This window comes from Geomicrobium sp. JCM 19039, from assembly GCF_000698145.1.
In the GTDB taxonomy this organism is placed as follows: domain Bacteria; phylum Bacillota; class Bacilli; order Bacillales; family Marinococcaceae; genus Geomicrobium_A.
The window spans coordinates 269,805-292,894 of record NZ_BAXB01000002.1 but is presented as its reverse complement, the minus strand read 5'-3'; the positions used below and the strand labels follow the sequence as shown (position 1 = coordinate 292,894).

16 protein-coding genes, 1 other RNA gene and 6 pseudogenes are annotated in these 23,090 nt (G+C 44.5%); 18 read left to right on the top strand and 5 right to left on the bottom strand.

Annotated elements, in window-relative coordinates; all coding sequences use genetic code 11:
- Window position 1 precedes the first annotated feature (1 nt).
- The 5 genes and pseudogenes from JCM19039_RS03555 (at window position 2) to JCM19039_RS26285 (ending at window position 6,475) form a co-directional block, all read left to right on the top strand.
- A pseudogene (locus JCM19039_RS03555) lies at window positions 2-1,194 on the top strand (exonuclease SbcCD subunit D).
- A complete protein-coding gene (locus JCM19039_RS03550; protein ID WP_042423924.1) occupies window positions 1,191-4,562 on the top strand; it encodes an SbcC/MukB-like Walker B domain-containing protein in 3,372 nt (1,123 codons plus the stop codon). The pseudogene JCM19039_RS03555 and the gene JCM19039_RS03550 overlap by 4 nt, the downstream one beginning before the upstream one ends.
- Before the next feature lie 121 nt (window positions 4,563-4,683).
- Window positions 4,684-5,136, top strand: coding sequence for an RNA polymerase sigma factor (locus JCM19039_RS03545; RefSeq protein ID WP_042423921.1), 453 nt, complete (start codon window positions 4,684-4,686; stop codon window positions 5,134-5,136).
- 11 nt (window positions 5,137-5,147) lie between these two features.
- Window positions 5,148-6,335, top strand: a complete 1,188-nt coding sequence (locus tag JCM19039_RS03540; RefSeq protein ID WP_042423918.1) for a hypothetical protein — start codon at window positions 5,148-5,150, stop codon at window positions 6,333-6,335.
- Window positions 6,336-6,349: 14 nt separating this feature from the next.
- The gene (locus JCM19039_RS26285; RefSeq protein WP_255343618.1) at window positions 6,350-6,475 is read left to right on the top strand and encodes a hypothetical protein; all 126 of its coding nucleotides are present in this window, start codon (window positions 6,350-6,352) and stop codon (window positions 6,473-6,475) included.
- Between the two features lie 111 nt (window positions 6,476-6,586).
- On the opposite strand, the gene JCM19039_RS03535 is transcribed toward JCM19039_RS26285, so the two are convergent.
- On the bottom strand, window positions 6,587-7,429 hold the full coding sequence (locus JCM19039_RS03535; protein ID WP_042423916.1) for an SDR family oxidoreductase: 843 nt from the start codon (window positions 7,427-7,429) through the stop codon (window positions 6,587-6,589).
- Between the two features lie 136 nt (window positions 7,430-7,565).
- On the opposite strand from JCM19039_RS03535, the pseudogene recQ reads away from it, so the two are divergent.
- A pseudogene (recQ, locus tag JCM19039_RS03530) lies at window positions 7,566-9,330 on the top strand (DNA helicase RecQ).
- Here the strand turns inward: recQ and JCM19039_RS03525 are convergent.
- The 4 genes and pseudogenes from JCM19039_RS03525 to kynU form a co-directional block, all read right to left on the bottom strand.
- The gene (locus JCM19039_RS03525) at window positions 9,315-10,280 is read right to left on the bottom strand and encodes an MBL fold metallo-hydrolase (protein ID WP_042423912.1); all 966 of its coding nucleotides are present in this window, start codon (window positions 10,278-10,280) and stop codon (window positions 9,315-9,317) included. The pseudogene recQ and the gene JCM19039_RS03525 sit on opposite strands and share 16 nt — an antisense overlap.
- Before the next feature lie 33 nt (window positions 10,281-10,313).
- Window positions 10,314-11,161: pseudogene (gene kynA / locus JCM19039_RS03520) on the bottom strand (tryptophan 2,3-dioxygenase).
- Window positions 11,151-11,801: an arylformamidase gene (kynB, locus tag JCM19039_RS03515; RefSeq protein ID WP_042423909.1), complete on the bottom strand. Its 651-nt coding sequence runs from the start codon at window positions 11,799-11,801 to the stop codon at window positions 11,151-11,153. Before kynB ends, kynA begins: the two are co-directional and overlap by 11 nt.
- Window positions 11,798-13,040 (bottom strand): annotated as a pseudogene (kynU, locus tag JCM19039_RS03510) (kynureninase). Before kynU ends, kynB begins: the two are co-directional and overlap by 4 nt.
- 186 nt (window positions 13,041-13,226) lie before the next feature.
- Here kynU and JCM19039_RS24175 point away from each other — a divergent pair.
- The 12 genes and pseudogenes from JCM19039_RS24175 (at window position 13,227) to JCM19039_RS03470 (ending at window position 22,743) form a co-directional block, all read left to right on the top strand.
- Window positions 13,227-13,397: a hypothetical protein gene (locus JCM19039_RS24175; protein WP_193744132.1), complete on the top strand. Its 171-nt coding sequence runs from the start codon at window positions 13,227-13,229 to the stop codon at window positions 13,395-13,397.
- A 158-nt stretch (window positions 13,398-13,555) separates the two neighbouring features.
- The gene (locus tag JCM19039_RS21500) at window positions 13,556-14,203 is read left to right on the top strand and encodes a chorismate-binding protein (RefSeq protein WP_152550066.1); all 648 of its coding nucleotides are present in this window, start codon (window positions 13,556-13,558) and stop codon (window positions 14,201-14,203) included.
- A 22-nt stretch (window positions 14,204-14,225) separates the two neighbouring features.
- Window positions 14,226-14,441: a chorismate-binding protein gene (locus tag JCM19039_RS26280; RefSeq protein ID WP_052398481.1), complete on the top strand. Its 216-nt coding sequence runs from the start codon at window positions 14,226-14,228 to the stop codon at window positions 14,439-14,441.
- Window positions 14,438-14,580, top strand: a pseudogene (locus tag JCM19039_RS27720) (chorismate-binding protein); the annotation flags it as partial. The gene JCM19039_RS26280 and the pseudogene JCM19039_RS27720, both read left to right, overlap by 4 nt.
- A gap of 108 nt (window positions 14,581-14,688) precedes the next feature.
- Window positions 14,689-15,279 (top strand): aminotransferase class IV, encoded by a 591-nt coding sequence (locus tag JCM19039_RS21490; protein ID WP_238544916.1) that lies wholly within the window; start codon window positions 14,689-14,691, stop codon window positions 15,277-15,279.
- 63 nt (window positions 15,280-15,342) lie between these two features.
- The gene (locus JCM19039_RS03500; RefSeq protein ID WP_042423906.1) at window positions 15,343-17,598 is read left to right on the top strand and encodes a DEAD/DEAH box helicase; all 2,256 of its coding nucleotides are present in this window, start codon (window positions 15,343-15,345) and stop codon (window positions 17,596-17,598) included.
- A gap of 14 nt (window positions 17,599-17,612) precedes the next feature.
- Entirely contained in the window at window positions 17,613-18,836 is a 1,224-nt protein-coding gene (locus JCM19039_RS03495; RefSeq protein WP_042423904.1) for a ribonuclease H-like domain-containing protein, read from the top strand.
- A 965-nt stretch (window positions 18,837-19,801) separates the two neighbouring features.
- The gene (locus tag JCM19039_RS03485; protein WP_042423898.1) at window positions 19,802-20,158 is read left to right on the top strand and encodes a CotD family spore coat protein; all 357 of its coding nucleotides are present in this window, start codon (window positions 19,802-19,804) and stop codon (window positions 20,156-20,158) included.
- Window positions 20,159-20,324: 166 nt separating this feature from the next.
- The gene (gene gpsB, locus JCM19039_RS03480; RefSeq protein ID WP_042423896.1) at window positions 20,325-20,675 is read left to right on the top strand and encodes a cell division regulator GpsB; all 351 of its coding nucleotides are present in this window, start codon (window positions 20,325-20,327) and stop codon (window positions 20,673-20,675) included.
- On the top strand, window positions 20,668-21,081 hold the full coding sequence (locus JCM19039_RS03475) for a ribonuclease HI family protein (RefSeq protein ID WP_052398479.1): 414 nt from the start codon (window positions 20,668-20,670) through the stop codon (window positions 21,079-21,081). The genes gpsB and JCM19039_RS03475 overlap by 8 nt, the downstream gene beginning before the upstream one ends.
- A gap of 54 nt (window positions 21,082-21,135) precedes the next feature.
- Window positions 21,136-21,514: RNase P RNA component class B (gene rnpB, locus JCM19039_RS22940), an RNA gene on the top strand.
- A 69-nt stretch (window positions 21,515-21,583) separates the two neighbouring features.
- Window positions 21,584-22,743: pseudogene (locus JCM19039_RS03470) on the top strand (class I SAM-dependent RNA methyltransferase).
- Window positions 22,744-23,090 lie beyond the last annotated feature (347 nt).

Here is a 23,090-nt window from a genome sequence, read left to right as displayed (position 1 = left end):
CATGCGAATATTGCACACAGCTGATTGGCATTTCGGTCGCTCTTTAGAAGGAAGAGACCGGTTATCTGAACATGCTGCATTTGTCGATGAACTCGTAACGATTGTTGAAGAAGAGGCGGTAGATGCGATACTCATTGCCGGTGATATATACGATAGCATGAACCCGCCAGCAGCTGCGGAGGAGCTCTATTACGAAGCGTTAAGTCGTTTATCCGACGGAGGCAGGCGTCCGATTGTCGTTATTGCTGGAAATCATGATCAACCTGATCGTCTCGCAGCAGCGCTGCCTCTCGTTCAATCGCAAAACATGTACCTAGTGGGTATGCCGATTAAGGAGCCTCTAAACGTCCCGATCCAATCTCACGACGTGACAATGAAGGTAGCCGCATTGCCTTATCCTTCTGAATCAAGATTACGGACGAGCTTTTCATATAACGGAAGCTTTGACGGGGATGATCAGGCATTCCAACAGACGTACGACGAGCGAATTCAACAACTTTTTAAGCAAATGACCCAATCGTTTTCCGATGATGACATTAATATTGCGACAAGTCATATTTTTGTTGGGGGTGGAGCGGCGACGGATTCCGAGCGCCCCATCGAGGTTGGAGGCGCCTATACGGTGCGTCCTACGAGCTTGCCGGAACATGTGAGTTATACGGCACTTGGGCACTTACATCGCCCCCAATGGGTACACCACGCCCCGGCTCCGACTCGATATGCAGGGTCTCCGTTATCTTTTTCGTTTAATGATACGGGTGTATCTAAATCAGTAACGGTCATTGACGTCGTGCCCCGTGAAGACGCACATATTCGAGAGATACCGCTAAATAGCGGCAAGCCTCTCGTGAAATGGCAAGCGAAGAACGGACTACAGGAAGTTTACAAATGGCTGGATGAATCGGCAGCACTTGATTCTTGGGTGGACTTGTCCATTCATAGCGACCACACGTTGCGCCCTGATGACATCCAAAAAATACGACGCGCCCACCTGGAATTGTGACGATTCGTGCGGTATTACCAGAAGAACAATATGTGGAGCGAGAAGAGCGTCGAAACTTACCGATTGATGAACTGTTTAAACAGTTTTATGAAAAGAAGACAGGTGGAGCTACCCCGGACCAAGAGATTACGGAGTTGTTTCTAAATCTCATTGACCAAGAGAGCACCGAACAGAAAGCAGGTGCAAAATGAGACCTGTTTATTTGAGTATCCGCGGTCTGCATAGCTTCCGTGACGCCGTAGAAATTGATTTTGATACGCTCTGTTCAGGTGGAGTTTTTGGTATCTTTGGTCCTACAGGGAGTGGAAAGTCAACGATATTAGATGCGATGACCTTTGCTTTATATGGGAAAATCGGTCGCAGTGGTGCAACGGGTGCGAGCATGATTAACCAAGCCGAAAAAGAAGCCATGGTCGTTTACACGTTTCGGCTGGGGGTACGTGTGTATACGGCCGAACGAAGAGTAAAGCGTTCCAAAGATGATACATTGCAGACGACCCGTGCACGGTTTTTAGATGTAACGGACGAAGCGGTTGTGCTTACCGACAAAGTGGGGGATATGAATGCTTCAATCGAACAGCTGCTCGGATTGAAATTGGCCGACTTTACGCGTGCAGTCGTACTGCCTCAAAATAAATTTTCTGAGTTTCTTCATCTAAAAGGTTCCGACCGACGTGAAATGCTGCAACGGTTGTTTAACCTTCATAAGTACGGCGATGACCTTAATCACAAGATCAAAGAAGGTTTGCACCATTTACAAGGGGAACATCGCGTCATTGATGGTGAATTGCAAGGCATTGGTGAAGCTTCAGAAGCAGCGGTAAACAGAGCGAAAAAAGAAGTGGTGGAAGCTGAAACAACGCTGAAAAAGGAACAAGAAAAAATAGAAAAGCATAAACGTCAATGGGAAGCTGCTCAACAATTGAAAAGCTTATATGAAGAACTTCAAGATGCCCATAAGGAACAACAAAGCTTAGTTGAACAAAAACCACTCTACGAGAAGAGACAAAAACGCCTTCGGGTTCACGCCCTTTCAAAAGAAGCGAAACCTCTATTGTTTGCACTTGAGGAAGCATCAGCGGACGTCTCTGTGAAAGAAAACGAGTATAAAAAGCAAGAAGAGTCGTTTTCTCAAATCGTGAAGGAGCTTGAAAGCGCAAAACAACAGCAACAACAAGATAAAGAAGATCGTGAGAAAAAAGAACCTGAGCTACTCGTTCGGCAAGCGAAAATTGCTGATGCCGCCGAACAAGCAAAACAATATGAAGTCGCACGAAAGACGGTAAAAGAGGAACGTGAAAACGAGCAACAATTGAACAAAACACTAAAGAATCTAAGTAAGAATAAAGAAGCTCTCTCACAAAGAATTACGGAGCAAAAAGAAAACATCGAGCAGATGCAAAATGATTTGAATGCGTATGACGATCGAGATGATGAAAGAAAACAAGTCGATGAAGCGTTTGCACAGGCCAAATCTCTTGACGCACTGTTCAAATCGGTCGAGGAAGTCGGCGAGCAACTCATTCAAACGAAAAAAAAACAAACAGAGATTGAGACAAAGGCTCGGCAAGCGATAAATGGCCGACAGCAGATTGAAGAGAAACTTTCGATCGCGTATGAGTACGCGCTTAACTGGTACACAACATTTAAAGATCTAGAACGACAAAAAGCGAAAATGATGGATGCCGTGAAACTTAAGGGAATGCATCACACCCAAGCTTCGGTACATCAGATTGCCCAAAACTTAGAAGCAGGAAACCCATGCCCAGTATGTGGCTCAACCTCACATCCAAATACGAACACTGAGCGACCGAGTGAAGCCGAAGAGCGGCTACAAACACTGTATGAAAATCTGAATACCGAGACGCCCACCCTCATTTCCAACACACAACTATTGGAACAGATTGCGTCTCAAGTGCGCACAACCGTCACCATTGATGAGCATCGGGAACGAGAGGTTCAACAGGTAGAAGAAACACTTTATGAGCAAAAGTCCAATGAAAATTTGGTTGCAATCATTGAACAATGGTTAGAACAGATCCCTCCGAAAACGAACACAGTCCAAAAAATTAAAGCGCGGACGGAAACGCTTATGAAAGAACACCAAGAGCAACTGCGCGTTGAACAAGCCCATCAAGCTGAGTTGAACTACGAGCAGAAGACTGTTGAAGAACTGACAAAAAGGCGTAACGAAAAGCATGCGGAGTGGGAAGCTGAGAAATACCGTTGGGAAAAAACGTATTCGGATTGGTCACTTACGACGATCGCTAAAACGAGAGAGCATGTGCACGAACAAGCGAGCATCATCAATCGCTTGAGAAAAAATGTGCAACAAGAGCAGCAATCGCTACAGAAGTTAGAAGCCGACCATAAACGGCTCGAAGAAGATATGTACAAGCTTGAGATTGACGTCCTTAAATCGCAACATAATCGCCAACAAGCAGAAGCACAAATGACGTCTTTTGAGAAGCAACATCGTCACGTAGTGGACGTAGACAATATCGAAAAAGCAAAAGCGGATGTCGAAGAGCAGATTGCGCGCCTAAAAGCAAAAGTAAAGTCGAGTGACGAGCGTGTACAAGCTTCTACGAAGCATTACGAGGAAGTTGATGCGAAGCGAACAACAGCCCGGACCCGGTTTGAATCAGCAAAAGAGTTTCAAGAAAAAGCCGATAAAGATTGGAGACATTATCAACAAACGAAATCGTTCACAACGTTGATTGATCTGGTTCAATTTGATACTGCTGCGCAGTTATCGGAATGGGTATTGTCCGATGAAGAACGGTTAAAAAATGAAGAACAAAAAGACGACTATGAGCGAAAGACCACAAGTGTTACCGCAAATGTTGAACGTCTCGAAAATCGCATGGAAGGAAAAACCTTTGACGAGGAGGCGTTTGCCGAGCTTGAGCGTTCGTACAGAGAGAGCGAATCTCGTGTCGAAACGCTTAAAGAACAACGAACAACCGCCAGATCAAGGTGGGAAGACGTGCAAGAGAAACATGTTCGCTACGCAAAGCTCAACAAGAAAAAGGAGCATTATGAGCAGCAAATCAGCAATTATAAAGAACTGGAGTCTGTATTTCGTGGAAAAGAATTTGTTGACTTTTTAGCGGAAGAGCAATTGATTCATGTCACGAAAAACGCTTCGGAACGCCTTCATGATTTGACGAGAGGCCGCTATGCTTTAGTGCTTGACTCAAGCGGAGGGTTTCTCATTGCCGACTATTTTAACGGTGGTGAGAAACGCCCGACAACTTCTCTGTCTGGAGGGGAGACGTTCCTCACATCACTTGCCCTTGCTCTGTCTTTATCAGCTTCCATTCAACTCACTGGAGAGCAAAACCTAGAGTTCTTCTTTTTAGATGAAGGATTTGGGACGTTGGATACGGAGTTGTTAGATACAGTTGTAACGGCGTTGGAACAATTGCAAACGGATCACCTAGCCGTTGGTGTCATCAGTCATGTTCCGGAATTACAAGAACGTCTTCAAACACGACTTCTCGTCACCCCTGCTACGGCAGAAGGTACAGGCTCACGTGTGACCGTTCAAAGCTAGCCGAATGTCGGCTAGCTTTTCTTCCGTCACATGTTGTTATGAAAAAATAAAAAAAGTTTCGTCAGTTTTGCTTTCTCACCCGTTACCTATATGAACCGACAAAATAGAAAGGGCCAACCGAATGTTAGATCATCATTATGAACAGTTGTTCCCCGACCTTTGGCGATTTGCCAATAGCATCGCAAGACATGAACATGAAGCAGGGGATCTCATCCACGATGCTTGGACGAGAGCGATGAAACACCCCCACGTCTTTGACTTAGAAGTTCACCAACAACGTGCGTGGTTTTTCAAAACGATGAAGCGACTTTTAATTGATGAACGACGAAAAAGTCAACGTGAAGATGTATTTGATTATACGATTCATGATCGTATTGAATCTCCATTTAGTGACTATGAAAAAATTGAAGTGATGGAGATCCTTTCAACACTTCCCGAAGAAGAAAGAACGATATTATTTCAGAAATATTGGCTCGGATTGTCCAGTGCTGAAATTGGTAGACAACACAATATGCCGCCATCGACGGTCCGATCAAAGATGAAAACGGCATTGAAACAATTGCAAAAATATTAGGAGGAATGATGATGAGCGGTAAGTTTGGAAACGTAGGTGTACTCGATTTACGAGAAACGAAAGAAGAAGCAATTAAAGGAATCTCAAAGATTGGCAATGTCGGTGTCGTTCTTACACGACAGGGAGGAAGCCATCTGTTGCACCAAATCTCAATTGGCAACATCGGTGTCGTCGTTGAGGTTGAGGAGGGATATGAGCTCTTTTTGGAAGACCTCCAAATTACTCGGGCTTATTTAGAAGGGCTTGAACATCCGCTTAAAGCGACTACGACAAGTGTTGTAACCTTTGATCGAGACGTCACAAAAGAAATGATACAACAATGCATTGCCGACATTCAGTATTATGGTCAGGTCAATATCCCGGAAGAGCTTAGAGGTTCGATTCAAACACGCATGACCGACCGAGGTGGTAACATTCATGGCTATAATGACGAAGACATCAAGACAATTACAAAAAAAGGCACATTCCGTTTAAGTAAATCGTATCTGGAAAACTTGGATCAAGAAATTCACATGGAAGTGAAAGGGGTGTTATACATTGAAGATGATGTGGATGAAGCGTCTTTACAGCGAATGTCTTCATTGTCCGTTAAAGGTGTCATCGAATTACGCAGCCGATTGGAACCTATAGTAACAACGTTGTTAACATCAAAAAGTACCGTACTAGAGCTCATTCCAGATGACTATTATGTGGTCCCCAAAACCCTTAAATTGCGAGATCAACAACTTTCCTTTTGGAAACATAAAAAGCTGTTTACAGAGAAGCCGATATTTTTTGGAAAAGATGTTGCCCGAGAACGATTGGTGACAACGATCACAAATATTAAATCTTCATCATACATTGTTGGTTCGAGTGAAATTGAGGATGTATTGTATGAACTTGCAGATGATTTAGAAACAGAGATCTTAGCGATCGACAACGACTTCATCGTCGTTGATGGTAAGGAAGAATGGGATGATAAAGCGATTCAAGGTGTTGATGAAGGTACATCAATCATTATCAACGGATCACTCACACTAGCTGAAGATGTGCAAAAAGAAACGGTGAAGACGTTAGGTCCGATATATTTGTTCGGGAAAATGTATGTAAATTCTGGAATGAAGTTGGTCGTAAAGCAAAAGTTAGATGTTGATCACGGTAGCATTCGTACAGAGAAGAATGACGAAGGGACGGGAAACATCGGAGTGCTCAGAATATAGGGAGGTGTATGCGAATGTGGCATGATGAGTTTACGAAAGCATATTATCGCAACGAACGTGAGCGACAAAACCGGTATTACCACCTTTCCCAATGGCATCGAGGGAAAAAGAAAAGAAGAGACCGAAAGCGAGATAAGTAGTGACCGCTAACAAATAGCCACAATAAAATCAACACCTCAACATGCAACAATTGTATGTTGAGGTGTTGACCGAATTTATCTTATACATGAACCGTCCTGCTGCTTTTCGGGTTACGTGTAATTTTCGATCATTTGTTTGCTCCATTGCCAGAACCTCTCCGCTTCTCGTTGATCAGATGCGAGTGCTTTTTTCACGGGTCGGCGTTTCATTTTGTAATAGTAGCCTCCGTTGACAATATCGTCAGTATCTGCCAAGAAGACACTTGTTTCTGCTCCTTGTTCTGCCGTGGAAAAGAAGGGCCTCAACAGTTGATGCACGCCTTTTCCAAAGCCTGTATCTCGATTCACACCGAGGGAAGTGCTCACAGCCCCAGGATGAACCGCAACGGTGTTCGCACGGGTGTGTTTTAATCGTTCAGCTAACCGCATCGTAAACCAAAGGTTCGCGAGTTTTGAGCGACCGTAAGCTTTCATAACAGAAAAAGAATGGTCAAGGTGAGGGTCTTGTGAGTCAAATGCCCCCCATTTATATGCTCCAGAGGAAAGATTAATGACACGTGCACAATCTGCTTCTACCATCATTGGTAACAACGACTGTGTGAGCAAAAAATGTCCGAGGTGATTCACACCGAGCATCTTTTCAAATCCTTGCGCGGTCGTTTCACGTTGGAGAGTGACCACACCCGCATTATTGATGAGTCGGTCGAGTGAGGTATGTTTTTTCTGATAAGCTTGTGCGAATTGCTGTACGCTCTCCAAGTCATTTAAATCACAGTACATGACCGAAAAACGTCCATTAGGCACTTCAGCGAGCAATTGCTGTTTCGCCTCTTCCCCGCGTGTAATTGATCGACAAGCGATCGTCACATGAGCCCCTCTTCTGCCAATTTCCTGCGCTGTTGCTTTGCCAATTCCTGAATTTGCTCCAGTAATGATTACGTTCATATGCCGCATAGGAAAGTCCCCTTTGCTTCCAATAATAGTTTCATATTCCCTTAGTCGTTGGAGGTGAAACAGATTTAAAGAAAACGGTTGATAGTCTTTGAGTCACTCGCTATGATTAAAGTAGTAGCTTTTCAGGAGGAGAGTCATGAGAGACGAAGCAAAGAAATTACTACAAACCTATTATGGATATGACTCGTTTCGTCCTGGACAATTTGAAGTCATAGAATCCATAATGAACGGTCAAGATGTGATGGGAATTATGCCTACAGGCGGTGGGAAGTCGATCTGTTATCAGTTACCTTCTCTACTTCTTGACGGCATGACGATTGTCGTATCCCCGCTCATCTCATTAATGAAAGACCAAGTAGATGAAATACAAGAAATTGGGATCCCGGCTACATACATTAACAGTTCGCTGTCAGGAAAAGAAACCCATCGGCGATTAGAAGCTGCGAAAAACGATGAGTATAAATTAATGTACTTAGCACCTGAGCGGCTCGTATCTCCAGATTTCACATCGAGCTTGCACGAATTACATATCTCATTAATCGCCATCGATGAGGCACACTGTCTTTCCCAGTGGGGCCACGATTTTCGACCGAGTTACTTAATGATTCCATCTTTTATTCAATCTCTAGAGAAGAGTCCAAGTGTTCTCGCACTTACTGCGACGGCGACCCCAGAAGTTGCTCGGGATGTGTGTGAAGCACTTCACATCCCCGAAGACCAACGGGTCAACACCGGCTTCCTTCGAGAAAATTTGACGCTGTCAGTCATTAAAGATCAGACGATGACAAGTATATCGTCAATTACATTAGAAAGAGCTCCGGAGAATCCGGGATCATTTATGCAAGCACGCGAAAAGAAGTCGAGAGAATTCATCACCATCTTAAACAAAAAGGAATTCAAGCTGGCAAGTATCACGGTGGCATGGATTCCGAGTCGCGTGAACAGAGTCAAGAGCAGTTCGTTTATGATGAAGTAAACGTCATGGTTGCAACGAATGCGTTTGGGATGGGTATCAATAAATCCAATGTCCGCTATGTGATTCATGCACAGCTTCCCCGGACGATTGAAGCTTACTACCAAGAAGCGGGGAGAGCGGGGAGAGATGGCCTGGACAGTGAATGTATATTATTATTTTCTCCGCAAGATGTTCAAATCCAGAACTTTTTGCTCGATCAAACCCAACTCGCTGAAGACCGGAAGCAGCAAGAGTTTTTAAAACTCCGGTCGATGGTGAATTATTGTCATACAGAAGATTGCTTGATGAAGTTTATTTTGAAGTATTTTGGTGATAACGATGCAAAAAATTGTGGACGTTGCCTTCATTGTACGGATCAACGTCAGACCGTCGATGTGACCAAGGAAGCGCAAATGGTATTCTCCTGTATGAAAAGAACGAGGGAGCGGTTTGGAAAGACGATGATTGCCGGAGTGCTTTCGGGTTCAAGCAATCGAAAAATCATTGATTTTAAGCTCGATCAACTTTCTACATATGGCTGATGAAAGGTCGCTCTCAACGGGAGATTACCGCGTTCATCGATTTTCTTGCTGCCCATCGTTACGTCACAATCGGTGAAGGCCAGTACCCGGTGTTAACACTCAATGAACGGTCCGTTGATGTTCTTAAAGGAGAAGAACGGGTGTTAAAGAAAGAAACGGTTGCTACGACGAGTGTTAGTGTGGATGATCCCGTGTTTCAGGAGTTAAAGAAAGTTCGGACGCAGCTCGCGAAAGAACATTCGGTCGCACCTTATATGGTGTTTTCTGATCAAACATTGCGGCATCTCGCGGTCAGTCAACCAAAAACAAAACAAGAAATGCTCTCGATCAAAGGGATCGGAGAGCATAAATTAGATGTTTACGGCGAAGCTTTTTTACAAGCATTGCATCAAACCGTCGAATGATAGTAGTGTACGAACGATGGGGCGTTGAAGTTGGCTTGAAGAAATGAATCATAAAAGTCAAGGTAACGCTCATCGTTTTCTAGCAGTCTTTCAAGATGTTTTGCAATCCCTATTTTCTCGAAAGCAACGAGAGGAGGGGATTGTTTTAAATTTTTCTCCCGATAAAAGATTTCTTGATAGACAATTTCCTCTGGAGTGACACCTGCTTTGATTCGATCAATGAGGCGGCCTTCCCGTTCATCAATGATTTGCATATAATCTTTTAACTTCGCTTGATAGTCTTCCTGAGAAAATACACCTTTGTGATGGAGCGTCACGTAATGCTCCACATCATAGCCGAGCGTTTTCTCCGCAGAAGCAATCATCTGATTAATGTTCGAATCAGCGTTGTTATACCATGGTCCAAAAGAAGTGAGGTCGTAATCCCCGACGATCATTACTTTCTCCTCTGGGAAATATGGGCAGCAAAAGCTCTCACAATGACCAGGTGTATGAATCATTTGCACTCGTTTTCCAGCGACAACAAATTCTTCATCGAATGGGTAGATCTCTTTGTTGCGATCAACGACTGATTGAAATGCTCGTCCTTCCCGGCTCTGAATCATCGCCTGGAGGTTTTGTTCCCCTTCAACAGCATAATTGCCACCTATTTTGAGAAGCTCCTCCATAGAACTGAGTTTCTTGGCGTCAAGCGGGTTGACGTGCACTTGTGCGGTAGGGAAATGCTTGATGCCCCACGTATGATCAATATGAAAGTGGGTGAGGAATATTTGATTGATATCATATTGATTATGGATGTAGGAGAATGCTTCTTTTCCTGCACCCGCATCAATGAGTGCAGACTCCCCGTCACCGACCACAACAACATTGGTTGTGAACGGTACGCGACTGCCATTCTCCCCACGTATAATTTCTAAATCTCCAATCCTTATCGCATTCTCTCTATCCATCGAATTGTCCTCCGATCATCGTCTAGGTGTTGGTTAGATCGTTGTTCGCACTTCCCATAACTCTGGGAAGAAGTACTGATCAATCACTTTTTTAAGGTAGCTTACACCTGATGAACCGCCTGTTCCTTTTTTATTACCGATAATTCGTTCGACGGTCTTCATGTGGCGAAAGCGCCATTGCTGGAACCAATCTTCAAGGTCAACAAGCTTTTCGGCGAGCTCATAAAGCTCCCAATGCTCATCTACGTTTTCATATACCGCTTGCCAAGCTTTTTGCACACTTTCGTGCGTCGTATACGGCTTGGTAATGTCGCGCTCTAGTACATGTTGGTCAATAGCAAAGCCCGCGCGACTGAGCGCTTGTATCGACACGTCATACAAGCTCGGTCTATTTAGCTGGTGTTTGAGTTTTTCGTAAATCTCGGGTTCATTCTCGTAAATCTTTAAGCTATGTTCGGTTTTATATCCGAGGGAAAATTCAATCATTCGGTACTGATAGGATTGAAACCCTGATGCTTTACCAAGAGCATCTCTAAATTCCATGTATCTGCGGGAGTTAACGTTGATAACACATCCCAACCTTGGATGATTTGCGATTGGATTTTTGAAACTCTCGCGAGCATTTTGAAAGCAGGTGAAAGTTCACCAGATTGTATTGATTGAATTGCCCGATCTAGCTCATGAATAATGAGCTTCATCCATAGTTCACTCACTTGATGAATGATGATGAAGAGCATTTCGTCTGGGTGGTCTGACAATCGGTTTTGACTGGAGAGAATTTGGTCTAACGTCAAGTAGTCACTGTACGTCATATTGTCTTTAAAATCGGTATGGATGTCTTTCTCATTTCTAAACGCTTTCAATTGATCGTCATTGTCCATAATAGGTTCCTCCTAACGTTTGCTTTTTTAAAACGGCTCGGACCGGACTACCATCTCCGTGAGTAATTGCGAGCGGTAATGCTGATAGAAAATAGCCCCCTGTTTCAACGTGGTCGAGCATAAGGTTTTCCAATATATACATGTTGCGTAAGTTTAATCTTTTATGCGCGAGCATCGATTTGCTATTAAGCGGATCAACAGACGGCACATCCACACCAATGAGTTTTACTTCTTGCTCAAATAAATAGTCAACCGCCGCTTCGTCTATAGCAGCAATTGAATCTGGAAAACGGTTCGCATCGTTCGGTATTTTTGTTTTTAGTAATACGCGACGGGCTTTAATCGGTCCACTTTGTTGCAACGCTTCTTTTGAGATGGTTGGATAAGCGGATAGATCCACGACTTGTGCGGGTCCAATAAAAGGCTCAATCGGCACATCGCCCATCCTTTGGCCTTCTTTTTCTGCATGGTACGGTGCATCTGCGTGAGTTCCGCTATGAAGGCTCAGCTGAATTTGCCCGATGGCAACAGATCCGGTGTCGGCGTGAGAGTAAGTTTCTTTATACGTGAATGGAATGTCTCCTGGCCAATGAGCGAGTGAGCCCGTGAGCGGTTGGGTAATATCAATCCACTCGCTCATGAGACGACATCCCGCCCTTTACTAAACTGTTCATATGCTTTCGTCAACATAATTTCATAGAGTGCATCCACCACTTGATAGATTTCCTCATATGTATTATACAAGGGCACAGGCGCGAGACGGATCCCGTTTGGTGGCCGTAAATCGGGCACGATGCCGTTCTTTTTAAGAGCTTTAACGATTCTAGCCGCTTCGGGATGCTCTAAATATACATGACCTCCACGTTCTTTGTTACCTCGCGGATTGCTGACAGTAAACCGAAACGGTGATAGGCGGGCATCAATCAGATCCATAAAATAAGCCGTCATCCGTAACGAACGCTCACGTAAGGCGGTAATGCCTATTTGCTCGAACATATCTAAACTGGCGATTAATGGCGCAGTGCTCAAGATGTGCGGTGTGCCAATTTGAAATGCCCCAGCATCAGCGGCAAACGTAGGCTCATGATTCATGTCGAATTGCTTTTCTTTATTCGAACCGAACCATCCGGCAAGGCCTGGGCTTTTCTCATGATGTTTCTCATGAACGAACAGCCCACCTGTACTTCCAGGTCCGGCATTTACATATTTGTAATTGCACCAAAAAGCAAAGTCCACTTCGCAATCATGAAGTTGGTGGGGAATGCTGCCGATGGAATGGCAAAGATCAAATCCAATCGGAATGTTCTTATCATTTGCAGCCCGGGTAATCGCATCGATATCAAGTACTTGTCCACTTCGGTACAACACTGAAGGCAAAACAATGAGTGCAATGTCGTCACGCATAGCAGCAATGATGTCATCGGTATGTAAGGTCAGACCATCACGGGATTTAACTTTCACAAGGTGATCGTCAGGGTTTTTATTTTTTTGTTTGAGTTGGCTTTCTAGCGCATAAATATCACTAGGGAAATTCAATTCATCCGCAAGAATCTTCGTTCTGTTCCCTTCAGGTTGATAAAAAGTGGCAACGAGCTGATGAAGATTCGTTGTCGTTGATCCTGTCACAATCACTTCACCGACGTGTGCACCAATGAGATGGGCGCTTTTTTCTCCAAGTTGTTCACTTAAGTAAAACCATGGATGATCGCCTTTCGTCCAGCCATCGATGGCGTGTTGTTTCCAACTTTCTAACAGTTCAAGCACTTTTTTGTTCCGCGGATTTTGATAAGAGTCCGAGGGAATTTCCGTCAAAGTAAATGTGAGAATGGCTTGTGTAAAACTGATCACGAAGTGATGCGACCGTTTCTTGATTGTCCATTTCTTTAGCCTTTTCTATTGTATAACGGTGCAAAGCATACAACCTCCTTCATCATCGATTTCTGTACTATCTTCTCATGAACGATGTATCTTTTCCATATTTCTCTCCAAACAATAACTTTTTGAATATTCCATCCATAAACGGTATAGTATAAGTGTAAGCAAATATCTGATAGGGGGCTTGGAGATGTTGCGTTTTTCAAAAGTAGAAATGATCCGTCTTTTGAGTGATTTATGCGGGATTCCTCGACCTTTCCTGGTGGATATGGATGACGATGCACTAAAACGATTGTTTCATGAACGTCTGTCAGTACACCAACCATATGCACTCGTACCTTCCCACAAGAAATCATCATAAATGGCAAGCACTCCATAGGGGGTGCTTTTCTTTTGTCTGCAGGCAACCCATCAATTAGAATGATGATATATACTGAAGAAGATGAAACACGGGCATAGCGATGTGGATGTTTCCGCTTGTTTCACGTGACATTACATGAAGTAGAGGATGACGAAATCATGACAAATCGCGGGTACGTACAAATCGATTTTCATCATAAAGAGACAGGCCCCATGTTATTCACAAATCCCATACATATCATAACGACAAACCACGTTGACGAAGTCGACCAATGTCTAGATGAGATTGGTTCGTGGACCGAACGAGGTTACTTTGCGGCAGGATTTATTTCGTATGAAGCAGACACACGAAGTTTTTCGGTTCATAAGGAGAGTGGCATGCCACTCGTTTGGTTTGGCATATTTTCACAAGCTAATGCTGTGTCAAAATTGAAGAATCCAAAGCCGTATTATGTAGATCATTGGGAAACGAAAACGACTAAGAGTAAATATATGAAAGATATAGAAACGATCCATGAATATATCCGCCAAGGCGATACGTATCAAGTCAATTATACGATGCAATTGGAAAGTCAATTTCATGGAGATGCGAACTCCTATTATGAGGATTTAAAAACGAAACAACAAGCCGCATATAGTGCGTATGTGGACATTGGGGATGGCCGTAAAGTTGTGTCGGTCTCACCTGAACTGTTCTTTTCGAAAACTGACGATGAACTTATGACAAAGCCGATGAAAGGAACAATTCGTAGAGGAGAAACGTCTGCAGAAGATGAGCAATTAAAAAAAAACGCTCGTACACTCTGAGAAAGATCGTGCGGAAAATGTGATGATCGTCGACCTTCTCCGAAATGACCTCGGTCGCATTGCGAAGTCAGGATCAGTTCATGTGAATGATTTGTTCCAGATTGAACAATACCCAACCGTTTGGCAAATGACGTCTGTTGTCGCATGCACGATGAGACCTGAAGTGAAATTTCGTGCCTCGTTCGTGCCCTCTTTCCTTGTGGTTCGATCACCGGAGCGCCAAAGCAAGAGACAATGAAAATTATTCAAGACTTAGAGGCCGATTCCCGAGGGTGTATTGTGGATCGATCGGTTACGTTACACCAACTGGGGATGCGCTATTTAATGTAGGCATTCGTACCGCATCAATCATAAATGAATCCATTCGCTACGGTGCAGGAGGTGGGGTAACGATCGATTCAACGGCGGAGGGGGAGTATGCAGAGGCTTTGCTTAAAACGAACGTTGTGGAACAAGTGAAGTCGAACTTCTCACTGCTTGAAAGCATGTTGTTAAAAGAAGGTCGGTATGCTCGTTTGAACGAACATATCGAGCGGCTTGCCGAGTCTCAGACGACATTTTCACGGTCGCTCGACCAAGACCATCTGAAAAAGGCGCTGTTTGAATACGCGCAATCGCTCGATCACTCAACGACGTACAAAGTTCGGTTAGTTGTTGGGCCCACCGGTGAATGGTCGATATCTCATCAACGGATTGAGCACCCGGGTATACGGTCGGTCGAACGTGTGGGCTGGGGAACACGACCTGTCCACCGCGGTGACCTGTTTTTAAGACATAAAACGACGTTGCGGTGCGTGTATGAAGAGCGACGTCTTCCGAATGTGTTTGATGTGCTTTTATACAATGATCACAATGAAGTGACTGAATTTACAATCGGCAATGTCGTTGCCAAAGTGAATGGGAAATATGTTACACCTCCGTTGGAATCGGGCTGCTTGCCTGGTGTTTTCCGTCGACATTTATTAAAACAAGGAACGATTGAAGAACAAGTACTGACCGTGGATGACGTTTCGTTCGCCGATGAGTTATGGCTTATTAATAGTGTACGTGAATGGGTAAAGGTGCGTTTGTCTTAAAGTGATGCAAACGAATGTTCGTGCGTGTTATACTGACGGTATGGAATGAAAGGGGGAGATCAAATGCTTTTTGAAAAACCGAACCTTGAGCAACTGATTGCTCAGTTAAAAGAAGACGAGCATGTGGTGCACTGGCACACGATCCCACCTCAAGAAGCAAGGCATGCCCCTTTGCCTAATTTGGACGAGCGGATCATTAAAGCTATGGAACGTAAAGGTATTGAATCCTTATACACACATCAACGTGACGCGATCGATTCGACAACGGCAGGATCAAATATTGTAACCGTCACTCCAACAGCATCTGGCAAAACGCTCTGCTACAATTTACCGATACTTCAATCCATTGCTCAAGACCCTGAATCGAGAGCGCTCTACTTATTTCCGACGAAGGCTCTCGCACAAGATCAAAAAAGTGAACTCGCAGAATGGATTGAAGACTCGGGTATGGATGTGAACAGCTATACGTATGACGGTGATACTGCACCTGCAATCAGACAAAAGATCCGACAGGCGGGGCATGTGGTTATGACTAACCCAGATATGTTGCACACGTCCATTTTGCCTCATCATACGAAGTGGGTATCTCTGTTTGAGAAGCTAAAGTACATCGTGATTGATGAACTTCACATGTATCGTGGGGTGTTTGGTAGTCATGTGGCGAATGTCATCCGACGTCTCGTACGACTGGCCCATTACTACGGCAGTCGCCCGCAGTTTATTTGCACCTCTGCAACAATTAAAAATCCGAAAGAACTCGCGGAGCGACTCACTGAACAATCATTCTCGTTGATTAACAACAACGGGGCACCAACAGGAAAAAAACACGTCGCTTTTTACAACCCGCCTGTCGTAAACAAAGCATTAAACATTCGTCAGAGTGCTTCCAAAAAAGTGCGGCAGTTGGCAAGAAGAACGCTCGAAGCAAGGGCGCAACTCATTGTGTTTGCCAAAAGCCGTGTCCGAGTAGAAGTCATCTATAGCGACCTCCAATCGATGATGCAAAAAGAGTGGGGGCCGGCTTCGATCCGGGCGTACCGCGGTGGCTATTTGCCAAGTGAGCGAAGAGCAATTGAACGAGGGTTGAGAAATGGAGAAGTGCGCGGGGTTGTGAGTACAAATGCATTGGAGTTAGGCATGGATATCGGGCAACTCCAAGTGTGTATACTCACAGGGTATCCTGGCTCTGTGTCTAGTCTATGGCAACAGGCCGGACGTGCAGGAAGACGCCAAGATGAGGCACTTGTTATTGTTGTGGCTGGTTCAACACCGATCGATCAGTACGTGATGAATCATCCAGCGTACGTGCTTGATTCTCCGGCAGAGGAAGCACGAATTGAACCGAACAACTTACTCATTTTGATGGATCATGCGAAATGTGCTGCATACGAGCTGCCATTCCATGTCGACGACGAGTACGGTGGCGTGCCAATTAATGACATTATGGACTATTTAAAAGATCAGCAAATTGTTCATTTGCGAAGAGATAAATGGTACTGGATGAGTCAAGCGTTCCCCGCCCACAATATAAGTCTTCGATCTGCTTCTCAAGAGAACATTGTGATCATTGATCAATCTGAGCAAGGTAAAGCAGCGGTCATCGGGGAAATGGATCGTTTTAGTGCGATGACGCTCTTGCATGAAGAAGCGATTTATCTACACCAAGGTGAACAATTTCAAGTCGAGGAATTGGATTGGGAAGAGAAGAAGGCTTATGTGAAACACGTGGACGTCGAATATTTTACAGATGCAAACCTTAATGTGAAGCTATTTGTGATTGAAGAAGACGAAGCGGTTCCCCGTGCCCACTATCGCCGATCATTTGGCGACGTGGCTGTCACGATCATGCCTTCAATTTTTAAGAAAATGAAACTATCCACATATGAAAATATCGGTTCTGGGCCGATTCACCTTCCTCAAGAAGAGTTGCATACGTCTGGCGTTTGGCTCGATTTTGATGAATCCGCACTTCTCCAGTTCGGCAAAAACCGGTTTGAGCATATGCTTGTGGCATTGAGTACGATGCTTCACCATTTGGGAGCGGTTATGACAATGAGTGACCGTAGTGATTTGCACACAGCAGTACAAATTAAAGCCGATCATTCCGAGCTGCCAGCCATCTTCTTATATGACCATTACCCTGGTGGGATTGGACTTTCAGAGAAAGTATATCAGCGAATGGATGAAATTCTTCACCGCTGCCTTCTGCTTAGTAAACAGTGTCCATGTGCGCATGGGTGTCCGTCTTGTTTAGGTTCAGGCGAACACGAAGGACTTAAGCAAGATGTCAACCGTTGGCTTGCTACACTCATAGAGTAAGGTTGTGGAACAGCATGAACTTTAAAAAGAAATTGGCACGTATGAAGCCACATTTACAGACAGAGACTGCTCAGACAGAACCTCCGACAAACCATCAACCGTTAGAAACGAAGCAGTGGCGTGATTTGCAGTGTAGCGTGATTGAAACCGATCAAGGGACGGTCATTCACCGCCAAAACACGTATCCACTCCAAGTAGCCGAAAGGGAGACATTATCTTTTTCACATGTGTTTAGTAATTGGTCGAACTTGTCTGTTCACCAACACCCTCTTAAACCTAAGGATCATACCGAGCCGAGTGATTTGTTGTTTTTGGATACCGAAACGACGGGTCTTAGTCACGGTGCAGGCAATATGATTTTTATGATTGGTACAGGTAGAATTGTTGGTAACCAAATGGTCATTGATCAATATTTGTTGCCAGGTCCAGAGAACGAAGTCGCTTTTTATAATTACTTTTTAAAACAAGTTCATCACCTGGATGCCTTAGTAACATATAACGGCAAAGCATTTGATTGGCCACAAGTGAGAATGCGACATACGATGCTTAGACACGAGCTTCCTCGACTTCCCGAGTTTGGTCACTTTGATCTGTTGCACGCAGCGAGGCGACTGTTCAAGCATCAATTGCCTTCGTGCCAGCTTAGCGTCGTAGAAGAGGAAATTCTACAAATGGGCAGAGAGGAAGATACACCGGGTTACTTGGCGCCGATGTATTATCAAGATTATTTACAAACAGCGGACCCAACCCACCTTGCCGGTGTGTTCGAGCATAATGAACAAGACATCAAGTCGTTGTTCACGCTGTACCTTGAGTTGTCAGACCGGGTGCTAGGCGGTGGAAAAACATTGGATGAGGCGTTTGAAGTCGCTCGGTGGTGGAAACAGCAAGGAGAGTGGCGCTTAGCACTACACCAATTCACCTCTCTTGTAGATAAAGGTTATGGGAATGAGGCCGTCGTCGAACGTGCGCGCTTGCTACGAAAACATGTCAATGAAGAAGAGAGTGTCAAGCTCTACGAACAAGTATATACCGCTGCCTCTGTCCATAAAATTGAAGCAGCCCGAGTGCTTTCCATGTGGTATGAACACAAAAAGAAACAGTACGATGAAGCGCTTCGAGTTGCATATCAAGGCCTTCTTTGGTGTGAGTACGAGCCAGCTAAAGAAAAAGCAGCGTGGGAGCATCGTATTCATCGCTTAAAAGGGAAATGTGAACACAGACACCCACTCGGATAATGGGCGGTCATTTGTATAGAATTTCACGCCGGCAGGGGGGCGCTAGATAAGTTAAACGAAAGAAATTCACTGAAACCGGTAACCGAGATCGGCCTTTACGGGCAAACGCCTACCTAACTTCTGTTCAAGTAAATCTCACTCCGATGTTGATCGTTGTTCGTTATTGCAAGGGTTGTGGGCAACACGGAAGACGTTTGCTGAATGGTAAAAAGACGTGACCGATGGTCACCACCTGGCGCAAGCGTGTGATGACCTGGCACTTATGTGACAATCCAGCCTTTAAACCGTGCACCTTCGACCCTCAACGGTCACATATATCCCGATTTGTGACCGTTGATTCCTTTTATGGGCGCATCCACGTTTAAAATGATGGTTTTTCTTTCCCAAGTGTCACATTAATGAATATATGGGGCATTGGGCTTCTTTCCACAGACCGTAGCCATAAGGCAGAAACGTGAACCGCGTCTGCCTTATGCTCTAGAGTGTCAAGAAAAACGGTGGTCGTCTTTTGACAACTGATGTTGCCCTTGTGCTCTGGAGTGTAAAGAAAACACGGTGGCTGTCTTTTAGCCACCGACGTTGCCCTTGTAGTCTGGACTGCAAGCATCCGCCTGCAGTGGAGAGCAACAACAAACTGCGCAATTAGGAAAATGTTAAGTTCATTTTATATAGATCCGTTCAATCCACGTCTAGCGCTCAGGAACGTTCACGCCAGTTTGCATTTCGTCAGTTCTGGTTCGCGTTTGTAGGCGGGAAATATTGCCGAGCGATTATTTCCCGGGCAAGCGCACGGTTACCCAAAAACGAACAAAAACCTTCCAGTTTCTCCATAGAGGGATTGTTGGTCTTTGTCGAATGATGCATAGATTTATACCCATTCCCTTGAAAATAGGTGCTTGCACGATAACGCTTGCTCAATCTTTTTCATATAGTAGCAGTAAGCTTACAGAAAAGGAGGAAGATTCATGAGCAGACATTGTGGCAAAGGCAACTTTGGCGGTTATGGAAATGGGAATGGGTGTAACAATCAACCAATTGTATTACCGGCTGTAGTACACCCAACGAAGTGTGACACATCATTTAGCAACCAAGAGTATATTATTCCGGAGGTGCACCCATCGCACCATACGCACGTTCATAAAGATGTGTATAAGCATGTTCACAGCCACCCTCACACGAATGAGAACTTATATGAGTGTGAAACAGAGCAGTACGATTGTGGACCTGGTAATGGAATGGTTGGCGGACAAATGATGAACGGGAATGGCCATATGGGGGGTCATCACCATAAAGGAAAAGGCTGCGGCCATCGCCCTTGGTAAGTAAGGACAACCATGTAGGCACAAACACCGGTATAAAGCATTTACCGGTGTTTTTCTTTTTAGGTATTACGGGGGATTTACGATGTAATAAATTGACTTTTCATCGGTATTCTGAAAAAATAAATGGATAGAAGATGCAAGAGATTAAATGCGTGGGGTGAGGATCATGCCGGCCAATGCACAATTAGATGCAAAGAAAATTTTGGATAAAGACTTTAAGACGAGCATGAAAGGGTACAACAAAGAAGAAGTGGATCAGTTTTTGGATCATATTATCCAAGACTATGAGCTATTTCAAGAACATATTATTAAGCTAGAAAAAGAAGTGGATCAACTCCGTAAAATGCAGTCATCCACAACAGTTCAACGCAGTCAACGGAATGCACCTGCTCAAGCAGAACGTACGCAAGCAGCAGAACCGTCAGTAAACAACGCTTCAGGTACAACAAACTATGATATTTTGAAACGGTTATCGAATCTGGAGAAAGAAGTTTTTGGCAAGAAACTAAGTGAGTAATGATGAGGTCGTGCACGTATATGTTGATGCTGCTTGTGCTGGGGACCCAGGAAAATGTGGGCTCGGTGTTTTCTTGAAACATCCGAGTGGGGACGTCGAACGGTTTAGTATACCGAGTCACCTGACGCACATCCATGCAGCAGAGTTTGTGGCGTTAAAGGCAGGGATGGACCTTGCAGCTTCACGTGGATATACGCATGCACGGTTTTTTACAGACTCACAACTCGTCGACCAATCTGTTCATGATGGCAAGGTGAAAAACCAAGTGTATAAGCCTTACTTGCATGATGTTTTGCTACTAAGCATCGAGTTTCGTTTATTTATTGTCTCCTGGATTTCTAATGCAAGGAATAAAGAGGCAGACCATCTAGCGAAACAAGCCATTCATAAACAACTCGAAACGTAGCATTGCACATTTCTGCCATTCGCGATATAATACAGCTTGCGCATACGCTGGATCGGGCTCAGGCAATCGCTCTGCTTCTTAATGGAGCAGAGAGGAAAGTCCATGCTCACACAGCCTGAAATGGCTGTAGTGTTCGTGCTTGACGAAACCATAAGTCAAGGCAGTATTGTATACTGACGGCGATTGGAACACCTACGTATCCTCTGAGGGTATATGGTCGACCATCTGAAAGTGCCACAGTGACGTAGTCTTCTCGGAAACGAGAAGAGTGGAACGAGGTAAACCCCGCGAGTGAGAAACCCAAAAATATGGTAGGGGCATTTCTGTAACGGAAACGTTAGAAGAAGGCGGCTTTTAGCCGCAGATAGATGATTGCCATCGTCATGTGAGGTGAATAGCCGCAGCACGACGATACAGAACATGGCTTATCGAGCCCTCCAGCCTCTGAAGGACCCCGTATTCGGGGTTTTTTTACTTTAACCATCCACCCGTGCTAATGTAGATGAGAAACTGCTTAAGGAAGAAGGTTCTAGCTATGTCTAAAACTTATACGTATATTGCAACAGCAACGATGGGTTTAGAGAGCATTGTTGCCAAAGAAATTCAAGCGCTCGGTTATGATACAGAAGTTGAAAATGGCAAGGTCATGTTCGAGGGTCCAATTGAAGCTATGATTGAAGCCAACTTATGGTTACGGACGTCAGATCGTGTGAAGCTTGTGATTGGAAAGTTTCATACCGACACGTTTGATGACTTGTTCGAGCAGACGAAAGCACTGCCTTGGGAAGAGTTCATCCCAGTATATGGAGAATTCCCTGTTGACGGCCGCTCGGTTAAGTCCACATTGTTTAGTATTTCAGATTGCCAACGAATCGTAAAAAAGGCGATCGTGGAACGGCTGAAACAAACGTACAACCAAGACTGGTTTCAAGAAGAAGGTCCGCAATTTAAAATCGAAGTGGCTCTTTTGAAGGACGAAGCCACGCTTACGATTGATACGTCAGGAGAAGGCCTTCATAAACGAGGGTATCGCTATTTACACAGTATGGCTCCACTAAAAGAAACATTAGCCGCTGCTTTAATTAAGCTAACCAATTGGCGATATGACCAAGTGCTTGTTGATCCGTTTTGTGGCTCAGGGACGATTCCGATTGAAGCAGCACTCATGCAAAGAACATTGCGCCAGGTCTTTACCGAAATTTTGCATCCGAACAGTGGTCATGGGTACCAGAGCAAGCGTGGAGTGAGGCACGAGCGAAGGCGAAAGAAAAGATCAATGATCGAGACGTCCATATTTATGGTTTTGATAAAGATCCTGAAATGGTTAAACTTAGTGAGAACAATGCGGAGTTGGCTCACGTCCCGGAGATCGGGTTCTCACGATCAGCCGTTGATCAGCTTCCAGCGATCGACGGGAGAGGGGTGCTCGTCATGAACCCGCCTTATGGGACAAGACTAGAAGATGAAAGAGCAGTCCAAAAGATCTACAGTCAATTGGGAACTCGCGTACGGGAAGCGTATGATGACTGGTCCGTGTATGTGCTCACGGCAAACGAACAATTTGAATTACTCTATGGAGCAGACGCTACGAAAAAAAGAAAGCTCTATAATGGCAACATTAAAACCGACTATTATCAATACTGGGCAAAAAGAAAACGATAATTGAGGAATAAGTTTCATCCTTTCGGCGTATACTGGTCACATGTTTTTTTGGAAGGGGACATGACTTATATACGCTCATTGTGTTGATTACTCGATATTTTCACGAATCCAACACGCGATGTTGCACGTCGAACAAGCCGTTGTTGAATCACAACTTTCAGAGGATCAAAGAAAAAACATAAATCAAGCGCTTTTGGCTGCCAATATCCGGTACGACCAAGCGATGAACTATCAGCTTAATAAAATGAACTGCCGCTACAGTTGAATGCGGCAGTTCTTTGTTTCTGACAACGGTCAAGAAATCATGTAAGGTTACGAGTAAGAACAATTGCACATAGGAGAGAGGA

Bases quoted from the DNA above. Each gene is read 5' to 3' on its own strand.
- JCM19039_RS21490 (WP_238544916.1), top strand. From the start codon at position 14,689: ATGTTGTTAAAAGAAGGTCGGTATGCTCGTTTGAACGAACATATCGAG.
- JCM19039_RS03540 (WP_042423918.1), top strand. From the start codon at position 5,148: ATGAGCGGTAAGTTTGGAAACGTAGGTGTACTCGATTTACGAGAAACG.
- JCM19039_RS03485 (WP_042423898.1), top strand. From the start codon at position 19,802: ATGAGCAGACATTGTGGCAAAGGCAACTTTGGCGGTTATGGAAATGGG.
- JCM19039_RS03525 (WP_042423912.1), bottom strand. From the start codon at position 10,280: ATGGATAGAGAGAATGCGATAAGGATTGGAGATTTAGAAATTATACGT.
- JCM19039_RS03500 (WP_042423906.1), top strand. From the start codon at position 15,343: ATGCTTTTTGAAAAACCGAACCTTGAGCAACTGATTGCTCAGTTAAAA.
- JCM19039_RS24175 (WP_193744132.1), top strand. From the start codon at position 13,227: ATGTTGCGTTTTTCAAAAGTAGAAATGATCCGTCTTTTGAGTGATTTA.
- JCM19039_RS26285 (WP_255343618.1), top strand. From the start codon at position 6,350: ATGTGGCATGATGAGTTTACGAAAGCATATTATCGCAACGAACGTGAG.
- JCM19039_RS03545 (WP_042423921.1), top strand. From the start codon at position 4,684: ATGTTAGATCATCATTATGAACAGTTGTTCCCCGACCTTTGGCGATTT.
- JCM19039_RS03495 (WP_042423904.1), top strand. From the start codon at position 17,613: ATGAACTTTAAAAAGAAATTGGCACGTATGAAGCCACATTTACAGACA.
- JCM19039_RS26280 (WP_052398481.1), top strand. From the start codon at position 14,226: ATGATCGTCGACCTTCTCCGAAATGACCTCGGTCGCATTGCGAAGTCA.
- JCM19039_RS03535 (WP_042423916.1), bottom strand. From the start codon at position 7,429: ATGCGGCATATGAACGTAATCATTACTGGAGCAAATTCAGGAATTGGC.
- kynB (WP_042423909.1), bottom strand. From the start codon at position 11,801: ATGAGCGAGTGGATTGATATTACCCAACCGCTCACGGGCTCACTCGCT.
- JCM19039_RS21500 (WP_152550066.1), top strand. From the start codon at position 13,556: ATGACAAATCGCGGGTACGTACAAATCGATTTTCATCATAAAGAGACA.
- gpsB (WP_042423896.1), top strand. From the start codon at position 20,325: ATGCCGGCCAATGCACAATTAGATGCAAAGAAAATTTTGGATAAAGAC.
- JCM19039_RS03550 (WP_042423924.1), top strand. From the start codon at position 1,191: ATGAGACCTGTTTATTTGAGTATCCGCGGTCTGCATAGCTTCCGTGAC.